Here is a 25,879-nt window from a genome sequence, read left to right on the forward strand (position 1 = left end):
TACTTTCATCAAGATTTCGTACGGGCTAACAAATACAAAAAGTATGGTGCTCCAATTACTGCTACAACGATACCCGTAGGAATCTCAGACGGCTGAAGGATCCAGCGTCCAATGGTATCCGCTGTAATAACGAGCAGTGACCCAAGCAGTGCCGAGGTTGGAAGCATGAGTTGATGCTTCGGTCCAACCAGCCGTCTCGCCAAATGGGGTCCGACCAATCCCACAAAACCAATTCCACCGCTGACAGCTACACTCGCCGCTGCTAACCCTACTGCAGCCGCAAGAAGCCTAAATTGTTCCTTCGTTACTGCGGCACCAAGCCCCACAGCAGTCTGCTCCCCTAGATTCAGTACGTTCATCACCCTTGCCTTATAGATCACATAAGGCACCAGAATAAGAATCCACGGCAGGAGAGAAAGTACAAACTTCCAGCTTGTTCCCCAAATGCTGCCCGCAAGCCAGGTAGCGACGAATTGGTATTTCTCTGGATCAAGCCTTAGCGTAAGCACGATCATAGCAGCACTCATCCCAGCTGCGACAGCTACACCAGTCAACAGTAGACGCATAGGCGATATTCCTTGGTGCCGCTTATAAGCTAGAGCATAGATTAAGGCAGCTGTTAGCCCCGCACCGACGAATGCTACCATTGGCAGCAGATACACTGGAGCCGCGGTTGCCGTCGGGTAAAAAGAAATTAACAGCATCACCATAATTCCTGCGCCGGCATTAATCCCTAGAATTCCAGGATCCGCCAAAGCATTACGGAAGACGCCTTGCATCACAGCTCCAGACACAGCCAGACCTGCACCAATCAGAACGGAGATCACTATACGTGGGAGCCGAAACTGAAACAAGATTAATTCCTGCTTATCAGTGCCTCTACCGAACAATGTATTAATCAGCTCCATAGGAGTCAAACGTATGTATCCTGTATTCATACTAATAATAAAAGCAATCACAATTAGTACAGCCAACGAAATCATGATAATTAAGCCCCGTTTGTTTTTGGCGGCTTCGAAGGAATCGAATGTCGTCTTCTCCATCATTACAGCTCCCTCCTTTCTTTACGTGCAAGATAGAGGAAGAAAGGTACACCTATCAGTGCAATAATGGCGCCAAGTGGCGTTTCATTAGGCGGATTAATCATCCGTGCTGTTAGATCGGCAAATACTGCAAGCAGACTGCCAAGAATCGCCGAACAAGGAATGATCCATCTGTAATCGACACCCACAAAAAATCGTGTTAAATGCGGAATAATAAGTCCAATGAAACCAACTGCACCGACTACGGCAACCGATGACCCGGCCAAAATCAATACAATTAACGCGCCTGCCAACTTCACAAGCCCTGTACGCTGGCCTAGACCTTTCGCAACATCGTCACCTAAGCTGAGCATTGTGATCGATCGGGAGATTATCATTGCACCAATTAATGCCGCCCCTATCCAAGGGAACATGATTTTGAGCTGAATCCACTTCGTTCCAGCCACGCCTCCCGCATACCAGAAAGCCAAATCTTGCCCAATGTGAAAATATAAAGCTACCCCTTCGCTGAGTGCCGATAATAGCGCACTAAAAGCAGCACCCGCCAGCACCAACCGAGCAGGAGTTAATCCGCCCTTTGCAAGTGATCCAATTCCGTATACAACACCCGCGCCAACACCGGCACCCACGAATGAATATAGAATCAAATACATAAACGATAAATTTGGAAAAAAAGCAAAACACAATGCGAGCGCAAATCCTGCACCTGAGTTGATACCCATCAGACCTGAATCTGCCAATGGATTTCGCGTCATTCCTTGCATAATGGCACCTGCAACTGCAAAGCTGGCCCCTATCATTGCCCCGCCAAGTACACGAGGTAATCTTAATTCTCTAATAATCTGATGATCCATGATCTCCGGATCAAAGTGGAATACAGCTGACCACACTACAGACAGCTTAATATCTGCTGCGCCGAAGGAGACGGAAACAGCGATACCTAATAATAATAGCGCCAGACCGCCAACCAGGATTAATGTTGCCGCCCAAGGTCGTGAACGAAATTCTCGTTTAACTGCTCCTTTATCGGCTCCTATCCTGGAAGTTATCTGTTGATTCATGAATGCCACCCTATTTCTATGAAATTGATTCTCATTATCATTAGCCTATTGTAAATTACATTTCCTAGGTTTGGCAATAGATAGATTTAATTGCTACTATTTAATTTATTGCATTGACAGGCATTCTTGGATTTGATAAAGTTCAAATTGAAAATATTAATGATAATGATTCTCATTATTATTAATTAGCACGTATACATAGGGAGGTTTACCATGTTTAAAAGAAAGACCCTCTTCCCCATCCTGGCACTCACAATGTTATTGTCCGTATTTGTGACCGCCTGCGGAGGAAATACCAATGCTTCATCTAATACACCAACAGCTACAACCGAAGCAACAACTGCGCCGAGTGCAGAGGCAACCGCTGCTCCTGATGCTTCCAATGCTGATATGCGCAGCTATGAAACTGCTAAAGGTACTGTGCAAATTCCAGTTAAACCTCAGCGTATCGTTACCGATTATTATGGCGGTGAATTGCTTTCCGTTGGAGCTAACGTAATAGGAGTTGAACCTAGTACTTTTGACAACCCTTTCTTGAAAGATTTACTCAAAAACACACAAGATGTCGGTGCTCCAGTCAACGCTGAGAAAGCTTTAGAGCTTGCACCTGATCTAATTGTTGTTATGTACGATGATAATTACGATGCTTTATCCAAAATTGCGCCAACCATTCATATCCCTTACGGAACTGCTACGAATATCTATGAAACCGTAAAACTGTTCGGTGATATTGTAGGGGCACCTGACAAAGCTGAACAATTCATAGCTGACTTTGAGAAAAAGGCCGCTGAAGGCCGTGAGAAGCTTAAAGGGATTGTGAATGAAAATGATACTTTCGGAATCTATGAGCTGACGGACAAAGGTGAGCTTTGGACCTTCGGTAATAATGCTGGTCGTGGTGGACAAGCCCTTTATAATGCGCTTAAGCTGAAAATGCCTACTAAGAACAGCAACGACAACCAAACACTGCAGCTGTCCATGGAGCTATTGCCAGAATATGCAGCGGACTACATGTTCCTAACCACTTATGATCCTGATAAAAAAGGCGATAAGCTTAAAGAGCTGAAGGAATCACCTGTTTGGAACGGACTTGCTGCTGCGAAGAACGACCATCTGTTCTACAACGATTTTGATACGTTCTATCGCTATGATCCTATTGCCATTACCGCACAAATCGATCTGTTCGTTGATATGATTCTTGAGCGTAACGGTAAGAAATAAGAATAGACACATAAAGAAACACCCCACTGATTAGGCATCGCCTAAAGTGGGGTGTTTTGATTATACATAAGAAGTTTTTGTTAAATTTATATCATCTAGTATATCCATTATACTCATCGGTGTTATTTAATTTTTTGTACATATACTCATCATTTTTAAGCTTATAGAGCTGCCCCATCCCCGCAAAAACGAAAAACAGCACCAAAATCAATCCATACGCATAGGTGAATTCACCAATATAAAAGCAAGTGACTATCGCAACAAGGGTCAAGATCATTAATGCGACTGCAATTCTGGAAAAAATCTTTTTCAAATGGAATCCCCCTACAGTTTTGTATGTTATACACTATCATATTTCAAGGTAAATGGGTGTCGAATCTTGTTCTGTTAAGGGAACTTCGAGTAGTTGGAGATGAGCCAGCATCTTGCGAGTATATATTTTGGTATATAGATAATAAAAGAGGAGTTGAAATAAAAGATAAGCCCCTCCTACTAGCAAACAAAACCAAAATGGTGCCAGAGCTACGGACATTTCGAATCTTGAAGAACTAACAACATACACAGTAGCTAACGCAATACCTAGTACATACGGGAGAAAAAACAACACTTTTAAGGGGCCGCCAATCATTTGAGCCACGTCTTTAGAAGTGATTCCAATCTTATTCAGCTTCCTGAATTTGATCCTCTCTCGCTCTAAATCGGTCTGGATACTGAAATGAAGCACTATACCAGAAGCCCCAAAGAATATTAGACCGACGAATGTAATGACGAAGATCCCAAATTTGCCGGACTCCTTCAACTGTAAATACTCACTTATTCTAGACTTCGTAGAAAATACGAGCGCCTCTTGCCGATCATTTCCATACCAGGATTTCGTATGGTCCTTATTATATTTGGCTAAAGCCGCATTTAGCTCAGCATCTATACCTGAAGTCTTTTTCCAATCCTTGAAATTTAGGAGTTGAAGACTCCCGATCGCATCCATATTCTCCGCTTTCAACGCTTTATAATCAACTTCGTTTACTATGACATGAAGACCATTCATGAGATTCGGCACAGGATTAAATATCATTTTTAATACGAGACCTTGTGAATGTAACGTACGGTTCCCGGTAGAAAGCTTCATATCGAAGGTCGGCATTTCCGGTCTTTGGTTCTTCCATTCTTCGCCTCGAGCAACTAAGGCAAGATTTAGAAAGTGACCATTCTCCACATGATAATCACTGCCGATTAATGTGTTGATGTTCTGGTCCAAAAACACTTTGAAATAGAACAGGTCAATATACTGCAGCTCTTGATGTGACAGCAGCGGTGTAGCACCATGATCCGTGATTTCGTTGAGTGTCTCTGATGGAATACTATTTTTTCCAAATACTTCTGCATAGGCAATATCATAAGGGTTGTTTTTCACAGAAATATTCTCAGCATCCCAGGTGATATAAAAGATAATACCGCTTAAGAAAATCGTGATGAAAACGAGGAAGGTGATGAGTGAAAGCACTATTTTGGAGCGCCCAAGGGTATAATTCAAATCGGAGCTAAACATCAAATGCTTATGGTAAGCTTTCGCTGATCTCGAAAAGATGAGTTTCATCCAGTCGCCAAGTCCTGACAGCAGCAAGTAGACACCCACCATACTTACTCCAAGGTTGATTAACATCCTACGGGCATCATCAGGGTTGTAATGAGTGATCATATCAAAAACAGTAATCCCCAACAGTAAACCTCCGATGACTGTGGTGATTTTACCATGTAGAAGGCTACGTTCTGCGGTCCTGGATTCTTTTAGAAGGCGTACAATGTTGTATCTCAGCGTTAATAATAAATGGATTCCAATTACAACTATGTAAATCATCCCGAAGAATTTAATGGTAAACAGATAACTATCCAGCGTTAGTGAAAACGCACTGTCCCCTATATTAACAAACAACGAGATGATGAAGAAGAAAAGACCGGAGAAGACCGTCCCTGCACCTAAACCCGTAAGAATCGAAGCTAATGCAATCATGCTATTTTCAAAGAATATGATTGTCCGGATATTGTGGCTCGTCATTCCTAGAACCATTAACAGCCCAAAGTCGCTTTTTCTAAATTTCAAAAATGCCATTTGGGCATATACAATAAAAAGAACAGCAAAGACTCTCATAACCAAGAAAGGAGCATATAAATTACCGGACACCATCCCATTCACTTGATAGGGATCATTAAAATCAGGGTTTGTATACAGGGAGTAAAAGGCGAAAAAGACCATGATCGTAAAGCTGCTGCATAGGAAAAATAACAAATACCTTCTAAGGTTCGCCTTGAAAATCTGAAAAGCCATCCTCCTAAAGGTCATCTTCTCCCCCTCCAATGCAGGCCAGACTCTCTAGAATCCTATCAAAAAAAGCTCTCCGCTCTTTATCTTCCCTAGTAATCTCTAATAGAGTCTTCCCATCCTTGATAAAAAGCACGCGATTACAATAGCTGGCCGCAAAAGGATCATGCGTGACCATCACAATCGTCGCTCCTTTCAGAGCATTCAGCTTGGCGAAGGTCTTCATCACTATACTTGAGGATTTGGAATCCAAATTCCCCGTTGGCTCGTCCGCAAAAATCACCTCCGGATCATTTATAATTGCTCTGCTAATCGCCGCTCGCTGCTGCTGTCCTCCTGAAACCATATACGGATACTTATCCTTCACCTCGCCCAGATCAAAGAGTACTATCGTCTCATCTGTCTTGGTATTGATGTCGTCTACCTCTTGGTCATCCAGCACCATGGGCACCATTACATTTTCCCGTAGGGTCAGGCTATCCAGCAGATTGTAATCTTGAAAAACGAACCCCATTCGCTGCCGCCGAAACAGTGCAAGCTCGTTCTTAGACATCTCACTTATACTAGTCTCTGCAATCCGTACTACCCCACTATACTCCGTATCGATCCCGCTAAGGATGTTCAGCAGTGTCGTTTTCCCGCTTCCCGAAGGTCCCATAATCGCTACAAACTCGCCGCTATCCACACTCAGACTTATCCCGTTTAGCGCCCGAAATACATTTGTTTTGCCCTTGCCTTTATATTCTTTTGTAAGATTCTCTACTTCTAGAATGGACATGCTTGCTCACACCTTCCCCTTCATAGCTCGGAGTGTATTAACAATAAATGGAATTATGTTATTCCTGTAAATACTATAAAGCTAAGTAAAGAGAACGGTTGTTAGATTGCTCACAGAGCAAAAAAACTTGATTCCTCCTCTATCATTTCCGCTCTCGCAAGAAACAAAGACAAGCAAAACCAGTAAATGCAAGACCTCCGATAGCTGCCAGTGAGAAGGAAAATGCTCTTACGTAATCCATTAGGTCAGCCTCTAAAAGAGAATGCTGTAACGAAGTGGAGAACAAAATACCGATTAAAGCCACCCCTAACGAATTTGCCAGATACATAAAGGTAGTGATCAAACCTGATCCTGTACCCGTAATCCTTGCTGGTACTGAGCTGAGTGTAACGTTGACTAATGGCGTAGTAGCCATACCGAGACCAAATCCATATATCAATAAAATCAGGATATTTCGGGCGCCCAGCAGATGCGTCGCATCCACATTTAGCTCCCATATAAGCAATAAATTAGAGCATCCCATCATCAGTGCACCTATTTTTAATACACTCATCCTCCATCTTCTGACCATTCGAGACGATATCAGGGAAGTCAGAAAAAAACCTATACCTATAGCCAAAAAAACCAAACTTGTATCTTGAACATTATAGTGCAAGCCAAATTGCATATAGTAGCTTAAAACAAAAAAGAAGGAGAACATGCCTAGATAAAGGACAAGCACGGTCGCCAGACCTACACTAAATGTTCTATGTCTGAAAATAGACAGATCGACTAATGGACAATTCCCCTGCTTTCCTTTCCGATTTTCAACCCAGATAAAAGTAAACAACACGAATAAAGCTATAATCAGACAGCCTGAGATCCACATTGGCCACCCTTGTTTTTGTCCCTCAGATAACGGATAGATCAGCAGGAACAAACCGATCAGCAGTAGGAAGCTTCCCGTCCAATCAATACTGTGCGTCTGCTCGGCCCGTGTTTCAGGAACAATCGGCATTAACAGCAGGACGAGAAGTCCGAATGGCACATTAAATAAAAACACCGTTCGCCAACTAAGTTCGAAAGGATTCCAATTCACAACAGCCCCACCGAGGATAAATCCGAATGCAAATCCAATACCAATCATGGCACCATAAATACCAAAAACAAGCCCCTTTTCCTTTGGCAGAAAGATCACCTGAAGCGTAGATAATACCTGAGGCTGGATAAGCGCAGCTGCCATACCTTGTACGATGCGAATAACAATCAGATGGGTTGGATCTGAGGTCAAACCGCCCAACACTGCCATAATCGTAAACCCACTCACCCCGATCATCAGCAATCGTTTTCTGCCGTATATATCCCCAAGCTTTCCACTAATAATTAACGCCACAGCTAATCCTAGCGAAAATCCAGTAACAATAAGCTGCGCTTCAGAGAAGCTTGCATTCAAATGATTTTGCATTAATGGAAGGGCGACTTGAATCATATAAGTATTCAATGAAATAAGTAATGTTGGAAGCAGAATAATCCCAAGCGCATACCAACGTCGCGAATCTTCTTGTTGCATTTTATTACCACCTTTTTAAACGCAATCTACTTTGGGAATATAGGCAATAGCCATGACACCAGTAACAGGATTTGTATATAGTTCACAGTCAATTTCATATACTTCCTTGATAAGCTCTTTTGTTAGAACTTCATTAGGGTTTCCGCTGGCCACTACCTGTCCACTTTTGACAACGTACAATAGATCGCAGTATGTTGCGGCGAGAGAAAGATCATGTAATGCTGCCAATGCACCTACTCTCAATGATTTAACTATGGATAAAACTTGCAGCTGATATTTGATATCTAAATGATTAGTAGGTTCATCAAGGATTAAAAATTGGGGCTGCTGAGCAATGGCTCTAGCTAAAATAACCCATCTTCTTTTCATTAAGAACACTCCTCATTTAGTATCTGTCTTATTCGACTATGATAATGATTATCAATTAGAACAGTCTTTTTCTCTACCTGTTAAGGGAGGTTTACTCCTTGATAAGGGAGCAAACACAAAAAAAACCTCAAGCAGGCAGAATATAGCGTTCGGTTCCGAACCCTATGTTCTACCACTTGAAGCTTTCTGCCCGTAAAGATCAATCTACAGTTTGTTTCGCACCAAACTCTGTTGTTCGATACGATTTTAAGTATTCGCTTGGATTGCAGCCATAATGCTTACGAAAGGTAGTCGTGAAATTGCTGACATTACTATATCCGACCGAAACGGCTGTCTTCCCTATATTTAAACCTTCAACTTCCATATACCAAAGCGCCTTCTCCATCCGCTTTATACGTACAAGCTCGAAGATCGTCATGCCAAATAACTCACGGAAGCCCTTTTTTAGCTTGAATTCGTTGATGCCTACCCGCTTAGACAACTCACGTATAGACAGCGGTTGCTCAAAATGGATTTGTACCAACTCATGTGCCCTCTTCAGATTTGTAATATCATCATGCCGGAGCGTCATGGTTCCGCTCATAGAACCGTAACCATCAGACTCGCCAAACAAAGCGATAAATTCAAGCGCTTTGCTCTCCATATACAATCGTCTCAATGTTCCACGATAAGTACAATGGATCATTTCGGAGACACATTTTCGGATCGCCGCAGTATCAGGATAACGATCAATATTTCCCCGATGATGTCTAAGCCAGGTTTCCATTTGTTGTCTCTCCGATAGATCTTCAGCATAATATAGCAGTTCGCTAGGAGCTAGTCGTATTTCTAACAATTGATTGGGGATACCTGCTTTTTTTTCTTCATACACCTGAACATCTTCTAGAAAAAGGACATTGCCCATTTGTTTTTCCGTATGACTTTCCTTGCCATTCCATTCACAATAGATTTCTCCGCTTATGTTATAGCTTAGTTCGAACAACGGACAAGCTTCTTGAATATGGAGCTTCATATCTTGTTCGTATGTTATATCCGTATACATGATCTCCATACCTGGACGAATACGCGTACGAGTGACACTTCCCTTGCCGATATGTGAAGGTACAGTAAGCCGTTGTTCCCATTGGTTCTGCTCAACATGCCCTTCTATCCGTTCTGTAAATTGATCAAAAAGATCATGAATCACCGTATTCAATATATTAAAAGTCATCGAAGCCACTCCTTCTACAACTCAAATGATAATCGTTATCATTTAAACGTGTCAACATGGAATTGATCCTTAGGAAATTTAACCCCACTTGGGATGAACTTAGATTTATATAAAAAAGCGTTGGTAGAGTTCCCCCTACCAACGCCTATAGTAATGATTCATTTATCGAATTTATTCGCTAACTCCCCCGTAACCTCCATAACCTTCGAAGCTAACAAGTGCGAAGGAACCTCATCATCCACACACCCGAGCGCCATTGCCGCTTCAGCCATTTCATTTATAATAGAAGTCTCTTGCGATTCTACCAATGTGGATTGGGCGCCAGCTTGTTTGGCGTTTAGCATCCCTCTCGACCCATCGTTACCCCTACCGGTCATCAGAATCAAATGCTGCTTCAAGCTTTTTAATCCTGAGATCGAATCGAACAACACATCCACAGACGGACGGTGCCCGTTCACCGGAGCTTTCCTGTGTAGTTTGATTCTATATTCTTGCCCTTGTTGAACTACGGTCATATGACAATTACCAGGTGCGATATAGGCTGTTCCGCCGAGCACCAACTGATCATTCTTCGCCTCAACCACCTGTACACTTGAGAACCGCTTCAATCGTTCTGCCAATACTTTCGTGTACTTGGGCGGCATATGCTGAACGATTAACAAGGGATATGGGAAGTTCGCCGGGAGTGAGCTAATTACGATTTCAAGCGCCTTCGGTCCGCCTACTCCACATCCTATGGCGATGATTTGATCGAATTCTTCTATACATTCAGTTTTAGAATTGTCTTCTGCCTGTTGTCCTGTAATCACTTTGGAAACAGTTATATTGTTAAGAATAAGGGTTCGCAATGGAATTTGAGCAGCATGTTTAATTTTGAATATGAGTTCGTCTTTTATATGGGATAAATCAAGTCCATATAACTGAGTTGGCCTGGATATAAAATCTACGGCTCCATTCTGTAGACCTGTGATGGTTGCTACTATTCCATCCTTTGTTCCTGAGCTTAGGATTAGGATAGGGGTTGGACGTTGTGACATAATACTTGAGAGTGCTACTAAACTATTCAATTCCGGCACCTCTATATCAATCGTCACGACATCAGGCCTGAGTTCTTGAACCATGCTAACCGCTTCGGATGCATTACGAGCTGCTCCAATAACCTCGATAATTGAATCCTCCGTAATTAGGTTCGATATCTGTTTCCGCATCATTACTGAAGTAGCTACAACGAGCACCTTTATCTTTTGCACTACTTCTCCTCTCCTATCAATGATGATCCCCATGACACTGTTTACTTCACTTTAAAAATAGATACGAGTGCATTTAGTTCCTCCGCAAGCTGTGCTAATGCATTAGCCGTTGTTGCCGTTTCACTGCTGCTTGCCGCCATTTCTTCTGTTGCTGCCGATATACTCTCGATCGAGTACAGCACCTCTGATGACTGCGCAGCCTGCTCTTCACTGGCAGCAGCGATTTCAGTTACTTTATGAGCGGTATCGTTCACCATAGAGATAATATGATCAAAGGCTTCCCCATTTTTTTGTGAAAAAGCTACGCCTTCAACTACCGCATTCACACTTTGGTGTGTATTCTTCTGCATTTCTTTAATGATGTTCGTGACTTGTTTCGTAGCCTCACTGCTCCGCTCTGCTAGCTTTCTTACTTCATTCGCCACAACGGCAAAACCTCGACCCTGTTCACCCGCACGAGCGGCTTCTATAGCTGCGTTTAGCGCCAGAAGATTTGTCTGTTTTGCAATATCATCAATAACTGCAATAATCTCTCCAATTCTATCGGAGTCTTCCTCTAATCTAGACATTTGATTATTTAGCACAGTCATTCCTTGTATGGAGTTTGTAACGACGAGACCACCGTCCTGGGCGATACGCATGGTTTGATCTGACAGCTCAGAGGCATGCTCTGCACTCTGGGCTACTGAATTAATTGCATCAGACAATTCCCGGAACAACTCATTCATCGTTTGTGCTGCAGTGGCTTGACTCATACTGCCGCTAGCCACTTCCTCTGTACTGGCTGATATCTGCTGCGCAGCCGCCGAGACACTTTCCGCAGAGGACAAAATCCCCCCCACAGTTTGCCTTAAGTTCAGAACCATTTCATTCACAGAATTCGCGAGTTTTCCGATCTCATCCTTGGAATTTAGATTCGAAGTTTCACTTAAGTCCCCATTAGCTACTTTACCCAGCAGGCGCATCACTTGATTTAGAGGCCGCGCTATGATTTGCGAGATTAGATAGCCAAAACCCACGCTGATCAGAAGTGCAATAATCGTAACACTAAAGGTAATTAACCGAGAGGATTGATATAGTTTATTAGCATTATCACTGGATCCCTGCGCCTGCTTCATATTGATGTCAATTAAACCTTGCAGGAAATCCGTCACCTCTGTAGTAGCCAGCTGTAAATCTCCTGTTAGCAAATAATTCGTATATTCTTCATTACTGATATTGGTTTTATCCACTTCGATCGCATGATCCACGCTGGTAATATAGCGTTGCCAGATCTCGGGATAAGTCTTCATCTTCTTTAACTCTTCTTCTCTCAATTTTGTCTTACTATACTTACTCATGATGCCTTCAATACTTTGGACGTTCTTATGTATTTTATCTCGATACTCTTTTTTCTTCACCTCGGTTTTCGCCATCGTATTAATATCTCGGATGTTTATTCTGTTCGTTAAAAAAAGTTCATTCGCTTCACCGAGATAGGCAATCGGTGTTAAGCGATTATTATACATATCCTCGATGGACTCATCCATTTTACTCAAATTGCTTATTCCATAGAATCCTACAAAGCATAAAATGACTGATACCAACACAAATGCTGAGATTAGCTTTACTGCTGTCCTCAAATTATAAAACCATTTCACCCTTTTGCACCTCATTACGTTAGTCAATTTTTAGTAATTCTTAGGAACTATTTCATCATAAACTGTAAGCAGAATATGGTAACCGAAAAAAATTGGCGTGACCGCGCAAAATTATTGCGCACCCCCGCCAAGAAGCGAAAAACAAAAAAATCCCGTCTCACCATCCAGTGATCGGGATTTCAATCTATGAGATTGTTACGTATTTTCACAATGAATTAGTAAAATCTGAGTCCTTCAATATTCCTAACCGTTTAGCTTTTATAGCCGCTTCAATTCTAGATTTCACATTTAGCTTTTGGAACAAATTCGTTAAACTATATTCGAGCGATCGCTGACTCATCAGCACAATCTCCGCTATTTCTTTATTACTTTTTCCTTTTGCAATTTCCGTTAGCATTTCATGTTCCCTTTTGCTAATCACGGAGACTGCTTGTTCATCATTAATTTCTAATCCTTTTGGAGGTACTTTTCTTAGCTGCTTGACTAAGGTACGCGGTAGAATGACTTCTCCTCTTAATGCACAGCGTACCGCTGTAATTAACTGCTCTCTATTCGTCGTTTTTGAGATAAACCCAAATATCCCCGATTCGATCATCAGGTTAAATTTGTTGGTAAATTCATATCCGGTATAGATTAAGATAATCGCATCCGCGTTCATGGTTAGTACTTGCTTCGCCAAATCAATCCCATTCACATCTGCGATATGAAGATCAAATAACATTACATCAAAAGAATGACTACTCACCATTTCAAGCACCTCATGAGCTGAAATGGCTAGAGTAACCTTCATATCTCCTTCTTGCTCTAATATCATTCTTGTCCCTTCCATAACTGATGGATGGTCATCCACTAACAATATTTGAATCATGCCTATGATTACCCCTCTTTAATTGTTATACCGCATGATTAATCTGCAGGTATAGATATATAGACTGCTAATCCTTTTTTCTCTGGCGAGTGGAATGCTATCGTCCCATCCATACTTCGAACCCTTTCCTTCATTCCATAAATACCCATACTTGTAAGCGAGTCCTCTCCTAATAGATTCATTCCAATTCCGTTATCTTTATAATTCAAATGAATATGATTGTCTTCACTAGCTAAGGTAATGTGGACTTCAGTCGCAAAAGAGTGCTTCGCTGCATTCGCTAAAAGCTCTTGCACAATACGGTACAAACCTATAAGCACTTCATCATCCAACTTATGTGTAAATGCTTCAACCTCGAAATAAATCTGGTAGTTGGTACGCAGCTGTGTAAATTCAAACAACGTCTCCAGCGAGGAGATAAGACCTTCATTGATTAATGCAGGAGGTCTGAGCTCGTTACAAATAATCCGCAGTTGATAGATAACATCCAGTAAGCCTTCAGCTATCTGTTCTAGCTGTTCTCTAAACTCCCCATTGATGGACTTTTCCCCTAAGAGAAGATCCAGCTTACGATACCAGATAATCTGTTCTTGAAGCGCTGAGTCGTGTAAATCCTGAGCAAGACGTTTTCGCTCATTCTCGGATAAATTAAACATAAAGCGGAGAAGCCAAGTAGGAGCCACTTGCTTGGAAGCCGCTAGCTCAAGATCTTTCGTTAAATCTTCGATAAGCAAAAAATGATCAAAGAGAACACTGACATAACGGGTAATGGTCTCCAGCCACACACGAATAGAACTGATTTCTAATAAAATCGTCTTCTCATTAATCGATAGTAAGTAGCTTTTTCCTCGGGACTCCCCGATCTTGAGTGAATACCCTTGCTCAGTCTCAATAATTTCACATAATTTATCATAGTTAGATTCAACTTCGATAAAATGTATATTGGTTATCTGCAGAGTGTCTCTGACCTCTCTAAGCAGCCGCTGTTCCATATGGCTAATCTTCATGACACCAAAAAGGTCTTGGGAGAACTGATCCAGACTCGTTTGCAAGTGAAAATACCGTTCCTCACTCTCACGAATAATCTGCTCTGTATGTTCTCTGTCTTCATCTGCTTTTTTGCGATCACTTATATCCCTAAATATCGAGATACATGCGACCTTTCCTTTGTGCAGAATGGAGCTAGCTGTTACCTCTACATCGATAATCGTTCCATCTGAACGTACAACCTTTTGTTCAATTGGTGCTAGGATTCTATAGGGCTCTTTATAGATTTCACGCATTCGTTCTTTTGCCAGCGACAGAAATTCCGGATGTGCCCAATTGAAAATATTTTTACCGATCAATTGACTCTCATCGTAAACACCAAATAATCCAAGACAAGAAAAGTTCACATACACAAACTTATAATCGCTATGGAGAACGACCGCTTCAGGCGACATCTTGATCAGCTGCTGATTTAGTTCCTCGCTTTCCCTTAGTTCTTTTTCCATTTGAACTCTCTTCGTAATGTCTCTCGCAACTATCACAATGTTCATTACATCTCCATCCTCACCTAGAACGGGAGTAGCAATACATTCTAAATTTAGGATATAACCTTTTGAATGAATAAAACGATTGTAAAACATCTTGCTTGCTTTTGTCCGAAAAATATTTGAAATCTGTTCTCGCAAGCCTTCTTGCTCATCAGGATGGATATACTCAAGTATGGTAGTGCCCTTGATTAAGCCTACAGGAATACCGATCAGGGTCTCACAGGAGGGGGAGGCTAAAATGAAATTACCTTTTTGATCCAGAACCCCCATCATATCCTTCATGTTATTAATAATAAGTCTATACTCTGCTTCACGCTGCGCCAACTTGTGTTCTACTTCTACAGCTGATGTTATCTCTCTAGCAACCACAAAAACACCAATAATACGACTATTCACATAAATCGGGATATTTTTCATAGACCAGTGGCTCACTGATCCATCCTTACGGGAAGAGGACACAACATAATGCTGAGCAGATCCCCGTACTGTTCTTTCAAAATAATCTAACATCCTCGGTATATTCTCTGCTCCAAATAGATTCATGATGGACAAATTCTCTCCAACCATACTTATAGATTCTCCAGTAATTTGCTCTGCCGTAGAATTGATTGCCAAAATATTACCTTGCAGATTCACCTCACATACGACGTCTGAGTTATAGTCAAATAAGGACTTATAACGCTGTTCACTTTTGAGCAAAGCCTCTTTCATCAACTTTCTTTCAGTGATATCTGCCAAGATCCCGTCAAGCCGAACTACCGTATGGAATTCATCCAGACTGGGTATGATTCTGACCTGTATCCATCGAGGCTCTCCACTTGCGTGGATAATACGATATTCACTAAGCTTTGGAATCCCCTGCCGAGCCGTTGTTAGGATCTCTTGAATCGAGGGGGTTTCTTCTTTATGAGCAATACGGAACCAAAAATCATCTTCTTTCGCCTGTTCAACGGAATAACCGGTGATATTAAGGACGGCATCCGATATAAACAATACTTTCTTAGTTACATAATCATAAGACCAAATCGCCACGTCAAGATTAGAGAACATCTGATGATACAAAGAATACGAGCTTTCCAACTGTATTTGCGCTGTTTTTTGTTCAGTAATGTCCAGCATAACTCCATCTATTCGGTAAACCTTGTTCTCTTTATTTAGAATTGGCGTGCCGATAAATTGAACCCACTTTAGTCCTTCAGTAGGTAGTTGCATCCGATACTCAAGACTACTGATATGACCAGCAGTTAATCTTTGCATGTAAGCATCATATCGATCAAGATCCACTGCATACACAAATTCCCGCAAAAAATCAGGGCTGCGTGGTATAGTCTTCCCTGTACAACCAACCCATTCCTCTAAAATATTCGACATCGTCAGCAGATTTTCTTCCATATCCATAGACCATGTGACCACATTCTCCTCGCCGAGTGAATGCATGTTGAGATCATCTCCACATAAAAAGCCCCCCCTTTTCGGGGCGGCTTTTTGTTCTAATTCGCTATTTTACAAGCGTCATTACATGAATAACTTTATCCTACTGAGCAATCTGCTCACGGATATTCTGAAGTATTTTCTTCTCCAGCCGGGATACCTGCACTTGAGAGATCCCTAGACGACTGGCGACCTCCGACTGCGTTTGATCACGATAGTAACGAAGATAGACAATCAGACGTTCACGTTCACTGAGGCCTCCGATCGCTTCATTTAATGCCAGCTTATCGAACCAACGATCCTGTGATTCGTCAGCGATTTGATCAATCAGCGTGATCGGATCTCCATCATTCTCGAACACCGTCTCATGGATAGAAGTCGGTGGTTTATTGGCTTCTTGAGCAAATACCACTTCTTCGGGTGTAACCCCTAGTGCTTCCGCAACTTCACCGATCGTAGGCAGACGATCAAGTGTTTTAGACATTTCATCCTTCATTTTACGAACCTTGTTAGCCATTTCCTTAAGGGAACGACTGACCTTCAAGGTACCATCGTCACGAAGGAAACGCTGAATCTCACCGATAATCATCGGCACAGCATAAGTGGAGAACTTGACCTCATAGCTGAGGTCAAATTTATCTACGGACTTCAGCAGTCCGATGCAACCGATCTGGAACAAATCGTCAGGCTCATACCCGCGGTTCATAAACCGCTGTACTACCGACCAGACCAGTCGGATATTACAGCTTACAAGTGTGTCACGGGCAAGACTATCTCCGGCCTGACTGAGCGCGATAAGACGTTTGACCTCCGCATCGTCCAAATAGGTCGGCGGAGCTTTTTTTGACCCTGCATCCATGGCTCCAACCCCTAATTGTATAAAGCTTTTTTCGAGACGATGGTTTTCTTCATTGAGATAGAAGTACCGTGTCCCGGTTCACTAGTGACTTCAAATTCATCCATGAAATTCTCCATAATAGTAAAGCCCATGCCCGACCGCTCCAGCTCCGGCTTAGAGGTATACAGCGGCTGTTGCGCCAGCTCTAAATCCTCAATGCCCCGTCCTTGATCCTCAATGGTTAGATGTACGGTTTCGTTGTCCAGTGATGCCGAAATGGTCACAATGCCTTCCGGATCACTATCATACCCATGAATAATACAGTTGGTGACCGCTTCCGACACGACTGTCTTCAGATCATTCAGCTCGTCCATCGTAGGATCAAGCCGGGAAACGAACGCCGCTACGACTACACGCGCGAACGATTCATTCTCCGAGCGTGCAGCGAACTGCACGTTCATGAAGTTACCAGCCTTACTATTTGTCATAACGCAACCTCCAAATCCGAGAGTGCAGTACTCTCGTCGTCATATAGGGGCATGATTTTGAACAAGCCTGACATTTCCAGCAGCCGCTTTACAGGTGCCGTTGCATCACAGACCACCATTTTTCCACCTTTACTGTGGATCAGTTTATACCTTCCCAGAATCACGCCTAGGCCTGAACTGTCCATAAACTGCAGATGCTTAAGACTAAGAACTAAATGCGATACCTGACCACGCATAATCGCTTCATCCATATCCATTCTTACAAAATCTGCTGCGTGATGGTCCAGCTCCCCTGATAAACGGACAATCAACACACCTCTGTGATGCTCCATCTCCACATGAGAATTCATGCTTGCCACTCTCCTCTTCGTTGCTTTGAAAACTGACCTTGAAAGACGGTACTAATTCCCTTCAAGGACAAGGTTTTCTACGCGGCAAATCAGGAATCCTGCCTCACGACAAAACTAGAAGAAAACCCCTATGAATCTACAGAGTACATGGGGGTAATCTACAAAAAAACTGTTTTTAATCTACGCCGAACATCGAGCCTGTTGTACGCTTAAAGAGCTTCCACCAGCCTGCTTTCGGCACAGCTTCCCCAGCTTTTAAATCATATTCCTTAATCACTTGGGTGCCTTGGTAGACAACCAGCTTGCCTACAGATTGACCTTCAGCCACTGGAGCCTTCACGCTTTCCGGCAATACTAATTCGTGGCGAATGCCTTCTTGGGCCACACCTTTTTTCAAAAGAACACTGTACGTCTCTTTCGCTGTGATCGGCAGCTCCGATTTTACGCCCTTTTCGATCTTGAGGGTGCCGATAGCATCCCCTTCTTTGTGGATCGTGTGTACCTTATATTGCGAGAACAGGTAATCGAACATGCCTGAGACTTCACTGTTGCGTGTCTTTGTGTTCGGCTCGCCTAGCACAACAGCGACTGCACGCAGGCCATCTCTCGCCGCTGTAGCGGACAGACAGAATTTAGCCTCTGCAGTATACCCTGTCTTCAGTCCATCAGCACCAGTGTAGAAACGCACCAGCTTGTTCGTATTCACCAACCAGAACGGTTTGGTTGAATCCTTGCGTAAGTAATCCTGATAGGAACCCGTATATTTGATAATTTGATCATGCTTCAAAAGTTCCCGACTGATGACCGCAATATCGTATGCAGAGGAATAGTGATTGGCGGCTGGAAGACCGTTACAGTTGGCAAAATGGGTATCTTTTAGACCCAGCTCCTCTGCACGTTTATTCATCAAGTCTACAAAAGCACTCTCTGAACCCGCTATTTTTTCCGCCATAGCGACAGAAGCATCATTACCAGACGCCATAGCGATGCCTTTGAGCATATCGTCTACCGTCATTTCTTCACCCGGCTCCAGAAAAATCTGCGATCCGCCCATCGAAGCCGCATATTCACTTGTCCGCACCTTATCCGTCAGTTGCAGTCTACCTTCATCCAGCGCTTCCACCGTTAGTAACATCGTCATAATCTTCGTAATACTTGCGGGAGGCAGCTTATCATGGCTGTTCTTCTCATAAATAACAGTGCCGGTACCAGCGTCCATCAAAATCGCAGAACGTGCTCCCGGTGCGAGGTCTACAGCGGCAGCTTTACTGCCAGAGTCCTTGTTTTTTTCCTCTGCATAAGCGCCTGACATAGGTCCTAGAACCGACACAGCAATACAGAGCACAAGCACAGCAAAACGCAATTTTCTCACAATGGTTCCCCTCCTGAACGTTAACCTTCATATCACAGGTACTGTGTTCCAGTTTCGTCAGAAAGGGTGAAAATTATTCCATTTTCAAGGAAATAACCACAATTATTTATCACAAGAAGTTATAAGGTTATCAATTAAAAAAAGCCCAGCAGCAGTTGCAGAGCATTTTTATTATAGGGGAGATCAAAAATTATTTCAAATTTTAATGATTTCCATTTTTTCCGTATTCATTTAAGCCCCTTTAAAGGAAAATGAAAGGTTGGAACGAATCTATTTAAGAACATTACAGGTTTATAGAGGAGTGAATATACAGATGAACCATCTTGCAGATTGTATTGAAGCAGAAGCTAAACAGAACAATTTCTCTGGCATAGTCCTGGTAAATCAACAGGATAAAGAAATCATCAGCAGCTGTTACGGTTATGCTAATAAGTCGGATAAACGCGAAAACAATATTCATACTCGGTTTGGGATTGCTTCCGGGTGTAAATTATTTACGGCGGTTGCCGTCTGCCAACTTGTCGAACAGGGATTGATTTCTTTCGAAAGTAGAGTCTTAGATTATCTGAAAAAGGTAGATTTCCCTCTCTTTAATCCTGAGATCACCATACATCAGCTGCTTACGCACAGTTCTGGTATTCCGGATTATTTTGATGAAACAATCATGGATGATTTCGAGGAACTGTGGAAAACACGACCTATGTACACTTTGCGGCAGCTTGATGACTTTGTGTCGATGTTCCAAAACCTCCCCATGATGCGGACCCCTGGCGAACGTTTCCACTACAACAATGCCGGATATATCGTGCTAGGCCTTCTGGTGGAGGAATTGAGTGGAATGTCCTTTTGCGACTATGTGGAGCTTCACATCTTTAAGGCTTGTGGAATGAAGCAATCCGGTTATTTTACGTTAGATGCCTTACCTGCCAATTGTGCACTCGGATACATAGAGGAAGATAACGGTGACTGGAGGACCAACATCTATTCAATCCCGGTAAAGGGAGGCGCTGACGGTGGAGCTTTTGTAACCGCTCCCGATATGCAGCTATTCTGGAAAGGGCTAATGAACCACACACTTTTGAGTCCAGTACTCACTTCGTTGTTACTTACACCCCACATTCATGTGGACGGCGAAGGATATTATGGTTATGGTGTATGGATCACCCTCCGAGAAGGAGAGGTGATCAAGTTCCACATTATGGGCTACGATCCCGGCGTTTCCTTCCGATCGGCTTTCTATCCTGCTAGTGGTGAGACTGTAGTAGTAATGTGTAATAAAAATAGCGGCGCTTCTCAGATTTTCAATAAGATCGATAATCGTCTGTAATGGTTACGAAGATAAATCAAAAAAGAGCAGCGATCTTCCCGTAATGGGAAGATCGCTGCTCTGCTGTCTGTTTAGGGTCTTCGTCATGACCCCATAATTATTTACCTTGACTAGTACCGTGTTACCCCATCCTTCGTAACAAGCGCGAATACCAGTGGTAATGGTGGAATCGATTCAGATGTAATACGGTAAGCTTCTAATACCTTATCTTCAGCTTCCTCTACCTTCTTCTCACTGGCATCGTTGATATGCAATACTGCAAGGGTATCGCCGACCTCTACTGCATCTCCAACCTTTTTAGAAAGTTGAATACCCACAGCCAAATCTATCACAGATTCCTTGGTTTCACGTCCGGCACCAAGCAGCATAGCAGCAATGCCGATTTCTTCTGCTTGAATCCCCTCAATGAACCCCTTAGTTTTTGCTTTCACTTCAATGAATCGCTTGGCAGCAGGGAGTTTCTCCGGATCATCGATTTGCGAAACATCTCCGCCTTGCGCACTCACGATTTGTTTGAATTTCTCCAGCGCTGTGCCATCTTCAATATGTGTCAAAAGCATCAAGCGGGCCTCTTCTTCATCCTTGGCTTTGCCACCAAGAACAAGCATCTGGCTACCCAGAATAAGACAGACTTCCTGCAGATCCTTCGGACCGTGACCCTTTAAGGTCTCGATTCCTTCCTTGATTTCGAGCGCATTTCCAATTCCATATCCGAGCGGTTGATCCATGTCGCTGATGATAGCGACTGTATTACGACCCAGATGTGTGCCGATGTCAACCATGGCTTGAGCAAGCGCAATAGAATCATCAAGCGTCTTCATAAAAGCACCGCTGCCGGTTTTGACATCCAGAACAATAGCGTCTGCACCTGCTGCAATCTTCTTGCTCATCACTGAGCTTGCGATAAGAGGGATGGATTCAACAGTCGCAGTTACATCCCGAAGGGCATACAGCTTTTTGTCTGCGGGTGTAATGTTGCCCGACTGGCCGATCACGGCAGCACCGATTTCACCTACTTGATCAAAGAAACGATCTCGATCCATCTCTACTGAGAAGCCAGTGATCGACTCCAGCTTATCGAGTGTACCTCCTGTATGCCCAAGACCTCGTCCAGACATCTTTGCTACAGGTACTCCAGCAGAGGCTACCAAAGGAGCAAGCACAACAGTAGTCTTGTCTCCCACTCCACCTGTCGAGTGTTTATCAACCTTAATTCCTGCGATTGGGCTAAGATCGACTTGATCACCGGACATCGCCATTTCCATCGTTAGATCGCCGGTCTCCCGTGCGTTCATGCCTTGAAAATAAACCGCCATGGCCCAAGCGGAAAGTTGATAATCAGGAATTTCACCTTTACTGTAGCCTTGAATTAGGAAGGATATTTCCTCACGACTCAGCTCTCCACCATCTCTTTTTTTCTGAATAATATCGACAGCTCTCATCTTACACCTGCAATTCACGGACATTTGCGCGAGCAAATCCGATATATTTTGGTTTAGTCAAATTAACTACTTTCATTACCTGATCATACGTTAACGGCTTACGTTTAATCACTTGTGTCATAAATATGACCTCCCAGTAATTCAAAATGCAGTCCCCGAAATTACATTTTCGGAATAAAGCCTAAGACCAGCTTCAAGAAACGCTCACGTACACGTTCTGCAGTTTCCATCACCTCTTCATGATTGAGAGGTTGATCCAGGATTCCCGCAGCCATATTAGTAATACAGGAGATACCCAATACTTCAATACCCGCGTGACGCGCAACAATGGTTTCCGATACAGTAGACATACCCACAGCATCGGCGCCTAGAATACGAAGCATTACGATTTCAGCAGGCGTTTCGTAACAAGGTCCCAGCAGACCTGCATATACGCCTTCTTTGAACTCGAAATTCTGCTGAGCGGCCGTTTCCTTTGCTACCTGAATCAGGCGGCGACTGTAGGCAGTCGACATATCTGGGAAACGAACCCCAAGTGCAGGATCATTAGGCCCTATTAACGGGTTCCGTCCAGTCATATTAAGATGATCTGTAAGAAGCATAAGATCGCCTGGTTTGAAATCCGTGTTCACTCCACCAGCAGCATTCGTTACTAGTAAACTGGCTATACCAAGCTCTTTCATAACCCGCACAGGAAATGCTGTTACCTCCGGTCCATAGCCCTCATACATATGAAAGCGGCCCTTCATCATCACAACACGGCGTCCTTCAATCATACCAATCAAAAGCTCGCCCTCATGTCCTTCTACAGTAGACACAGGAAAGTGAGGAATCTCATCATATGGAATGCTTACTCCATCAGTAATAAGATCTGCCAGCACACCGAGACCTGAACCAAGGATCAAGCCAATTTCCGGAGCCACCGGACATTTGTCTTTTATATAAATGGCTGCTTCTTGAATTTCTTGTTGAGTTAACGCGCTCATGGATGATCCTCCTTCATTAATGTTGTGAAGCCGCCCACAATCTCTTATTGCAGTTTCGCTAAAAAGCTTGTCCCATACTGCGGCGCCTTCGCACCAAAGTTATCAGCAATGGTTGCAGCTACATCAGAGAAGGTTTCACGAATGCCCAAACTTTCTGGATGTTTAAACCGTGGACTATAGATTAAGAGCGGCACATATTCACGGGTATGGTCAGTTCCAGCATGGATCGGATCGTTACCATGGTCTGCAGAAATAATCAATAGATCATCTTCACCGAGTGTAGATAGAATTTCAGGCAGTGCCTGATCGAATACTTCCAGTGCTCGACCGTATCCTTCTGGATCACGACGATGCCCATACAAAGAATCAAAATCCACCAGATTTGTAAACAGGAAACCGTCAAAAGGCTGACTAAGCTGCTCAATAGTCACTTCGATTCCATGTTCATTGCTCTTCGTAGGATAAGAAGCTGTAACCCCTTCCCCTGTAAAGATATCGTTGATCTTACCTACTGCGATAACATCCTTGCCGATATCAGCCAGCGCGTTCATTACCGTAGGTTCTGGGGGCTTCACAGCATAGTCATGCCGGTTTGGCGTCCGAACGAAATTTCCTGGTTCGCCAACATATGGTCGAGCAATCACGCGACCCACCGAGAATTCTGGAGCCATCGTCAGCTCACGGGCTATTTTACATGCGCTGTACAGCTCTTCGAGTGGAATGATATCTTCATGTGCAGCAAGCTGGAATACGCTATCCGCAGAGGTATAGACTATCCAAGCCCCGGTTTTTATTTGCTCTTCACCATATTCAACTAGAATCTCCGTACCGGAAGCTGGTTTATTACCGATCACCTTGCGACCAGTTGCCGCTTCGAACTTCTCAATCAACTCTGCTGGAAAGCCATCAGGATACGTATTGAAGGGAACCTCAATCTTCAGCCCCATAAGCTCCCAGTGTCCGGTCATTGTATCCTTGCCTACTGATACTTCCTGCATTTTGCCGTAGTACCCTGTTGGTGAAGCTACAGGTTCAAGCGGCGGCAGCGGAGCAATATTAGCTAACCCAAGCTTCTGGAGATTAGGTAGCTTCAATCCAGGAACACGATCCAATATATGACCAAGCGTATGCGACCCAGCATCACCGAAATTTGCAGCATCTGGCGCTTCACCGATACCAACACTATCTAGAACAATAAAACCAATTCGTTTAAATGAGGACATTGTTGTCTTCACTCCTTTTTTAATATAGATATTCTTTCGTACCAACAAGAAGAAACGGCTGTACCGTCTTCCAGAAGACATACGCTTCCGAAACTAGCGATACAACGTACCGCTTATCAGGTATCCGTTTCTGCTAAAGGATAACCTGCGGAGCAATCCCCAGTCTATCCTTTCAGTATGATTCCATCATAACCATCTTACTCACAAAAAGCATCTTTGAAGCAGAATTAACGAGCTCTGGGATGGTGGCTCTCATATACTTCCTTCATATTCTTACGGGCAATACCGTTATAAATCTGAGTCGTCGAAATATCGGCATGGCCCAGCATTTGTTGTACGGATCGCAAATCTGCCCCGCCTTCCAGTAGATGGGCTGCAAAGGAATGCCTAAGTGTATGCGGTGTAATATCCTGCTCAATGTTTGCTTCCCGCGCGTATTTTTTTATGATTTTCCAAAAACCTTGCCGGGTTAATCTCCCGCCTAAACTATTCAGGAACATAGCCGGCTCCTCCTGTTGATCACGGAGCAGCTTGTCCCGCATATGTGAAATGTAAGCCGCTACACTCTCAGCAGCAATGGTTCCAATCGGAACCACCCGCTCCTTGCCGGAAGTTCCTGTGCAACGTGCAAATTTCATATCCGTATGCACATCGTTCACGTTTAGCGAGATTAATTCAGAGACCTTAATGCCTGTTGCATAGAGCAATTCCAACATAGCCTTATCGCGCATCCCTTGTGGCGTATTCACATCTGGCGCAGCTAATAGCTGCTCAATCTCTGAAATGGTAAGCACCATAGGCGTTTTCTTATCAGGCTTCATTGTCTCCATGTCCAGCGTTGGGTCCTGCTCAATCAAACGTTCCTTTAACAAATAATGAAAAAAAGCACGAAGGGACACTGCGTTTCTGTTCAACGTTGCAGTTGCTCGTCCCGCTCCGCGTAATGAGCCAAGATATAACATCACATGAGATCTTCGGATCTCCTCAGGCTGAACTGCCCCCCGCTCTTCAGCAAACTCCAGAAACTGCGATACATCCCTACCGTAAGATTCCAATGTATTCGGGGATAAGCCTTTATCTCCGGATAAATAATGTAAAAAAGGCTGCAAGTGTGACTTCATTATTTCACGCTCCTGTCCTGGCGCAGCTACTCATAGTGACTTCCTGCAGCACATTCAGCATGAGGGTTCTGCAGATGTGTACATTTAGTATACGCTGCATGAATCCACCTAGTTTTCTTCGACATTCTTCTCGCCTGTTCCTGCTTCCCACGAAGCTTTCATTCTCCGTACCAGTAATAAAAGCGCAAGCGCTGTCTTGTATCCAGACCATCATCACCACGATCGGCATGATCAAATGCCCGAACAGCGGTGCCTTCAGGAATTCCATAATTCTCTATCGGACTAATCCATTCACCAAGCCAGCTCATAGCACTGTAGAGCAAATAGCTTAGAGCCACAAACATGATCATAAAATACAGCTTGCGAACTGTTTTGGGCACAGAAACGATCATATGGACGCCTCCCACTAATATATAGTTAAGATCTGCTCGTCCTTCACCTTATGCACCAAAACGGGCTG

Annotated in this window: 23 protein-coding genes; 2 read left to right on the top strand and 21 right to left on the bottom strand. The window is 43.4% G+C overall.

Translation table 11 applies throughout. The annotated features are described in order from the left end of the window. Positions 1 to 8: 8 nt before the first annotated feature. Both NST74_RS20630 and NST74_RS20635 read right to left on the bottom strand, forming a co-directional pair. A complete protein-coding gene (locus tag NST74_RS20630) occupies positions 9 to 1,043 on the bottom strand; it encodes a FecCD family ABC transporter permease (protein ID WP_445668204.1) in 1,035 nt (344 codons plus the stop codon). 2 nt (positions 1,044 to 1,045) lie between these two features. Then, the gene (locus NST74_RS20635) at positions 1,046 to 2,104 is read right to left on the bottom strand and encodes a FecCD family ABC transporter permease (protein ID WP_042129709.1); all 1,059 of its coding nucleotides are present in this window, start codon (positions 2,102 to 2,104) and stop codon (positions 1,046 to 1,048) included. A 213-nt stretch (positions 2,105 to 2,317) separates the two neighbouring features. Here NST74_RS20635 and NST74_RS20640 point away from each other — a divergent pair, with 213 nt between their 5' ends. Further along, positions 2,318 to 3,325, top strand: coding sequence for an ABC transporter substrate-binding protein (locus tag NST74_RS20640; RefSeq protein ID WP_341114171.1), 1,008 nt, complete (start codon positions 2,318 to 2,320; stop codon positions 3,323 to 3,325). A 91-nt stretch (positions 3,326 to 3,416) separates the two neighbouring features. Here NST74_RS20640 and NST74_RS20645 read toward each other — a convergent pair whose 3' ends face one another. The 14 genes from NST74_RS20645 to NST74_RS20710 form a co-directional block, all read right to left on the bottom strand. Further along, on the bottom strand, positions 3,417 to 3,638 hold the full coding sequence (locus NST74_RS20645; protein ID WP_042129712.1) for a hypothetical protein: 222 nt from the start codon (positions 3,636 to 3,638) through the stop codon (positions 3,417 to 3,419). A gap of 36 nt (positions 3,639 to 3,674) precedes the next feature. Next, entirely contained in the window at positions 3,675 to 5,648 is a 1,974-nt protein-coding gene (locus tag NST74_RS20650) for an ABC transporter permease (protein ID WP_341114174.1), read from the bottom strand. Positions 5,649 to 5,652: 4 nt separating this feature from the next. Continuing rightward, on the bottom strand, positions 5,653 to 6,420 hold the full coding sequence (locus tag NST74_RS20655) for an ABC transporter ATP-binding protein (protein WP_341114175.1): 768 nt from the start codon (positions 6,418 to 6,420) through the stop codon (positions 5,653 to 5,655). A 142-nt stretch (positions 6,421 to 6,562) separates the two neighbouring features. Further along, the gene (locus NST74_RS20660) at positions 6,563 to 7,969 is read right to left on the bottom strand and encodes an MFS transporter (protein WP_341114176.1); all 1,407 of its coding nucleotides are present in this window, start codon (positions 7,967 to 7,969) and stop codon (positions 6,563 to 6,565) included. A gap of 15 nt (positions 7,970 to 7,984) precedes the next feature. After that, complete coding sequence (locus tag NST74_RS20665) at positions 7,985 to 8,338, bottom strand: hypothetical protein (protein ID WP_445668147.1); 354 nt, start codon at positions 8,336 to 8,338, stop codon at positions 7,985 to 7,987. Between the two features lie 199 nt (positions 8,339 to 8,537). Then, positions 8,538 to 9,548: an AraC family transcriptional regulator gene (locus tag NST74_RS20670; protein WP_341114178.1), complete on the bottom strand. Its 1,011-nt coding sequence runs from the start codon at positions 9,546 to 9,548 to the stop codon at positions 8,538 to 8,540. Between the two features lie 158 nt (positions 9,549 to 9,706). Beyond that, positions 9,707 to 10,798 (bottom strand): chemotaxis-specific protein-glutamate methyltransferase CheB, encoded by a 1,092-nt coding sequence (gene cheB, locus NST74_RS20675; protein WP_341114181.1) that lies wholly within the window; start codon positions 10,796 to 10,798, stop codon positions 9,707 to 9,709. 41 nt (positions 10,799 to 10,839) lie between these two features. Further along, positions 10,840 to 12,438, bottom strand: a complete 1,599-nt coding sequence (locus tag NST74_RS20680; protein WP_341114183.1) for a methyl-accepting chemotaxis protein — start codon at positions 12,436 to 12,438, stop codon at positions 10,840 to 10,842. A gap of 205 nt (positions 12,439 to 12,643) precedes the next feature. Then, entirely contained in the window at positions 12,644 to 13,306 is a 663-nt protein-coding gene (locus NST74_RS20685) for a response regulator transcription factor (RefSeq protein WP_341114184.1), read from the bottom strand. A gap of 38 nt (positions 13,307 to 13,344) precedes the next feature. After that, a complete protein-coding gene (locus NST74_RS20690) occupies positions 13,345 to 16,278 on the bottom strand; it encodes a sensor histidine kinase (protein ID WP_341114185.1) in 2,934 nt (977 codons plus the stop codon). A gap of 97 nt (positions 16,279 to 16,375) precedes the next feature. Next, positions 16,376 to 17,131, bottom strand: a complete 756-nt coding sequence (gene sigF, locus NST74_RS20695) for an RNA polymerase sporulation sigma factor SigF (RefSeq protein ID WP_341114187.1) — start codon at positions 17,129 to 17,131, stop codon at positions 16,376 to 16,378. Between the two features lie 11 nt (positions 17,132 to 17,142). Then, positions 17,143 to 17,598, bottom strand: a complete 456-nt coding sequence (spoIIAB, locus tag NST74_RS20700; RefSeq protein WP_042129726.1) for an anti-sigma F factor — start codon at positions 17,596 to 17,598, stop codon at positions 17,143 to 17,145. Continuing rightward, entirely contained in the window at positions 17,595 to 17,948 is a 354-nt protein-coding gene (gene spoIIAA, locus NST74_RS20705; protein ID WP_042129729.1) for an anti-sigma F factor antagonist, read from the bottom strand. The genes spoIIAB and spoIIAA overlap by 4 nt, the downstream gene beginning before the upstream one ends. A 175-nt stretch (positions 17,949 to 18,123) precedes the next feature. After that, on the bottom strand, positions 18,124 to 19,323 hold the full coding sequence (locus tag NST74_RS20710; RefSeq protein WP_375105437.1) for a D-alanyl-D-alanine carboxypeptidase family protein: 1,200 nt from the start codon (positions 19,321 to 19,323) through the stop codon (positions 18,124 to 18,126). A 310-nt stretch (positions 19,324 to 19,633) separates the two neighbouring features. On the opposite strand from NST74_RS20710, the gene NST74_RS20715 reads away from it, so the two are divergent. Continuing rightward, positions 19,634 to 20,647 carry a serine hydrolase domain-containing protein gene (locus NST74_RS20715; RefSeq protein WP_042129734.1) on the top strand — a complete coding sequence of 338 codons (1,014 nt, stop codon included), beginning with the start codon at positions 19,634 to 19,636 and terminating at the stop codon, positions 20,645 to 20,647. Positions 20,648 to 20,757: 110 nt separating this feature from the next. Here NST74_RS20715 and NST74_RS20720 read toward each other — a convergent pair whose 3' ends face one another. The 5 genes from NST74_RS20720 to NST74_RS20740 form a co-directional block, all read right to left on the bottom strand. After that, the gene (locus tag NST74_RS20720; protein ID WP_341114188.1) at positions 20,758 to 22,089 is read right to left on the bottom strand and encodes a pyrimidine-nucleoside phosphorylase; all 1,332 of its coding nucleotides are present in this window, start codon (positions 22,087 to 22,089) and stop codon (positions 20,758 to 20,760) included. 161 nt (positions 22,090 to 22,250) lie between these two features. Then, a complete protein-coding gene (locus NST74_RS20725; RefSeq protein WP_341114190.1) occupies positions 22,251 to 23,075 on the bottom strand; it encodes a purine-nucleoside phosphorylase in 825 nt (274 codons plus the stop codon). Between the two features lie 44 nt (positions 23,076 to 23,119). Continuing rightward, complete coding sequence (gene deoB / locus NST74_RS20730; RefSeq protein WP_341114191.1) at positions 23,120 to 24,298, bottom strand: phosphopentomutase; 1,179 nt, start codon at positions 24,296 to 24,298, stop codon at positions 23,120 to 23,122. Between the two features lie 227 nt (positions 24,299 to 24,525). After that, complete coding sequence (gene xerD / locus NST74_RS20735; protein ID WP_042129741.1) at positions 24,526 to 25,419, bottom strand: site-specific tyrosine recombinase XerD; 894 nt, start codon at positions 25,417 to 25,419, stop codon at positions 24,526 to 24,528. A 158-nt stretch (positions 25,420 to 25,577) separates the two neighbouring features. After that, on the bottom strand, positions 25,578 to 25,811 hold the full coding sequence (locus NST74_RS20740; RefSeq protein ID WP_042129742.1) for a DUF4227 family protein: 234 nt from the start codon (positions 25,809 to 25,811) through the stop codon (positions 25,578 to 25,580). Positions 25,812 to 25,879 lie beyond the last annotated feature (68 nt).

The sequence above is a fragment of the Paenibacillus sp. FSL F4-0125 genome (assembly GCF_038008565.1).
GTDB lineage: Bacteria > Bacillota > Bacilli > Paenibacillales > Paenibacillaceae > Paenibacillus_AQ.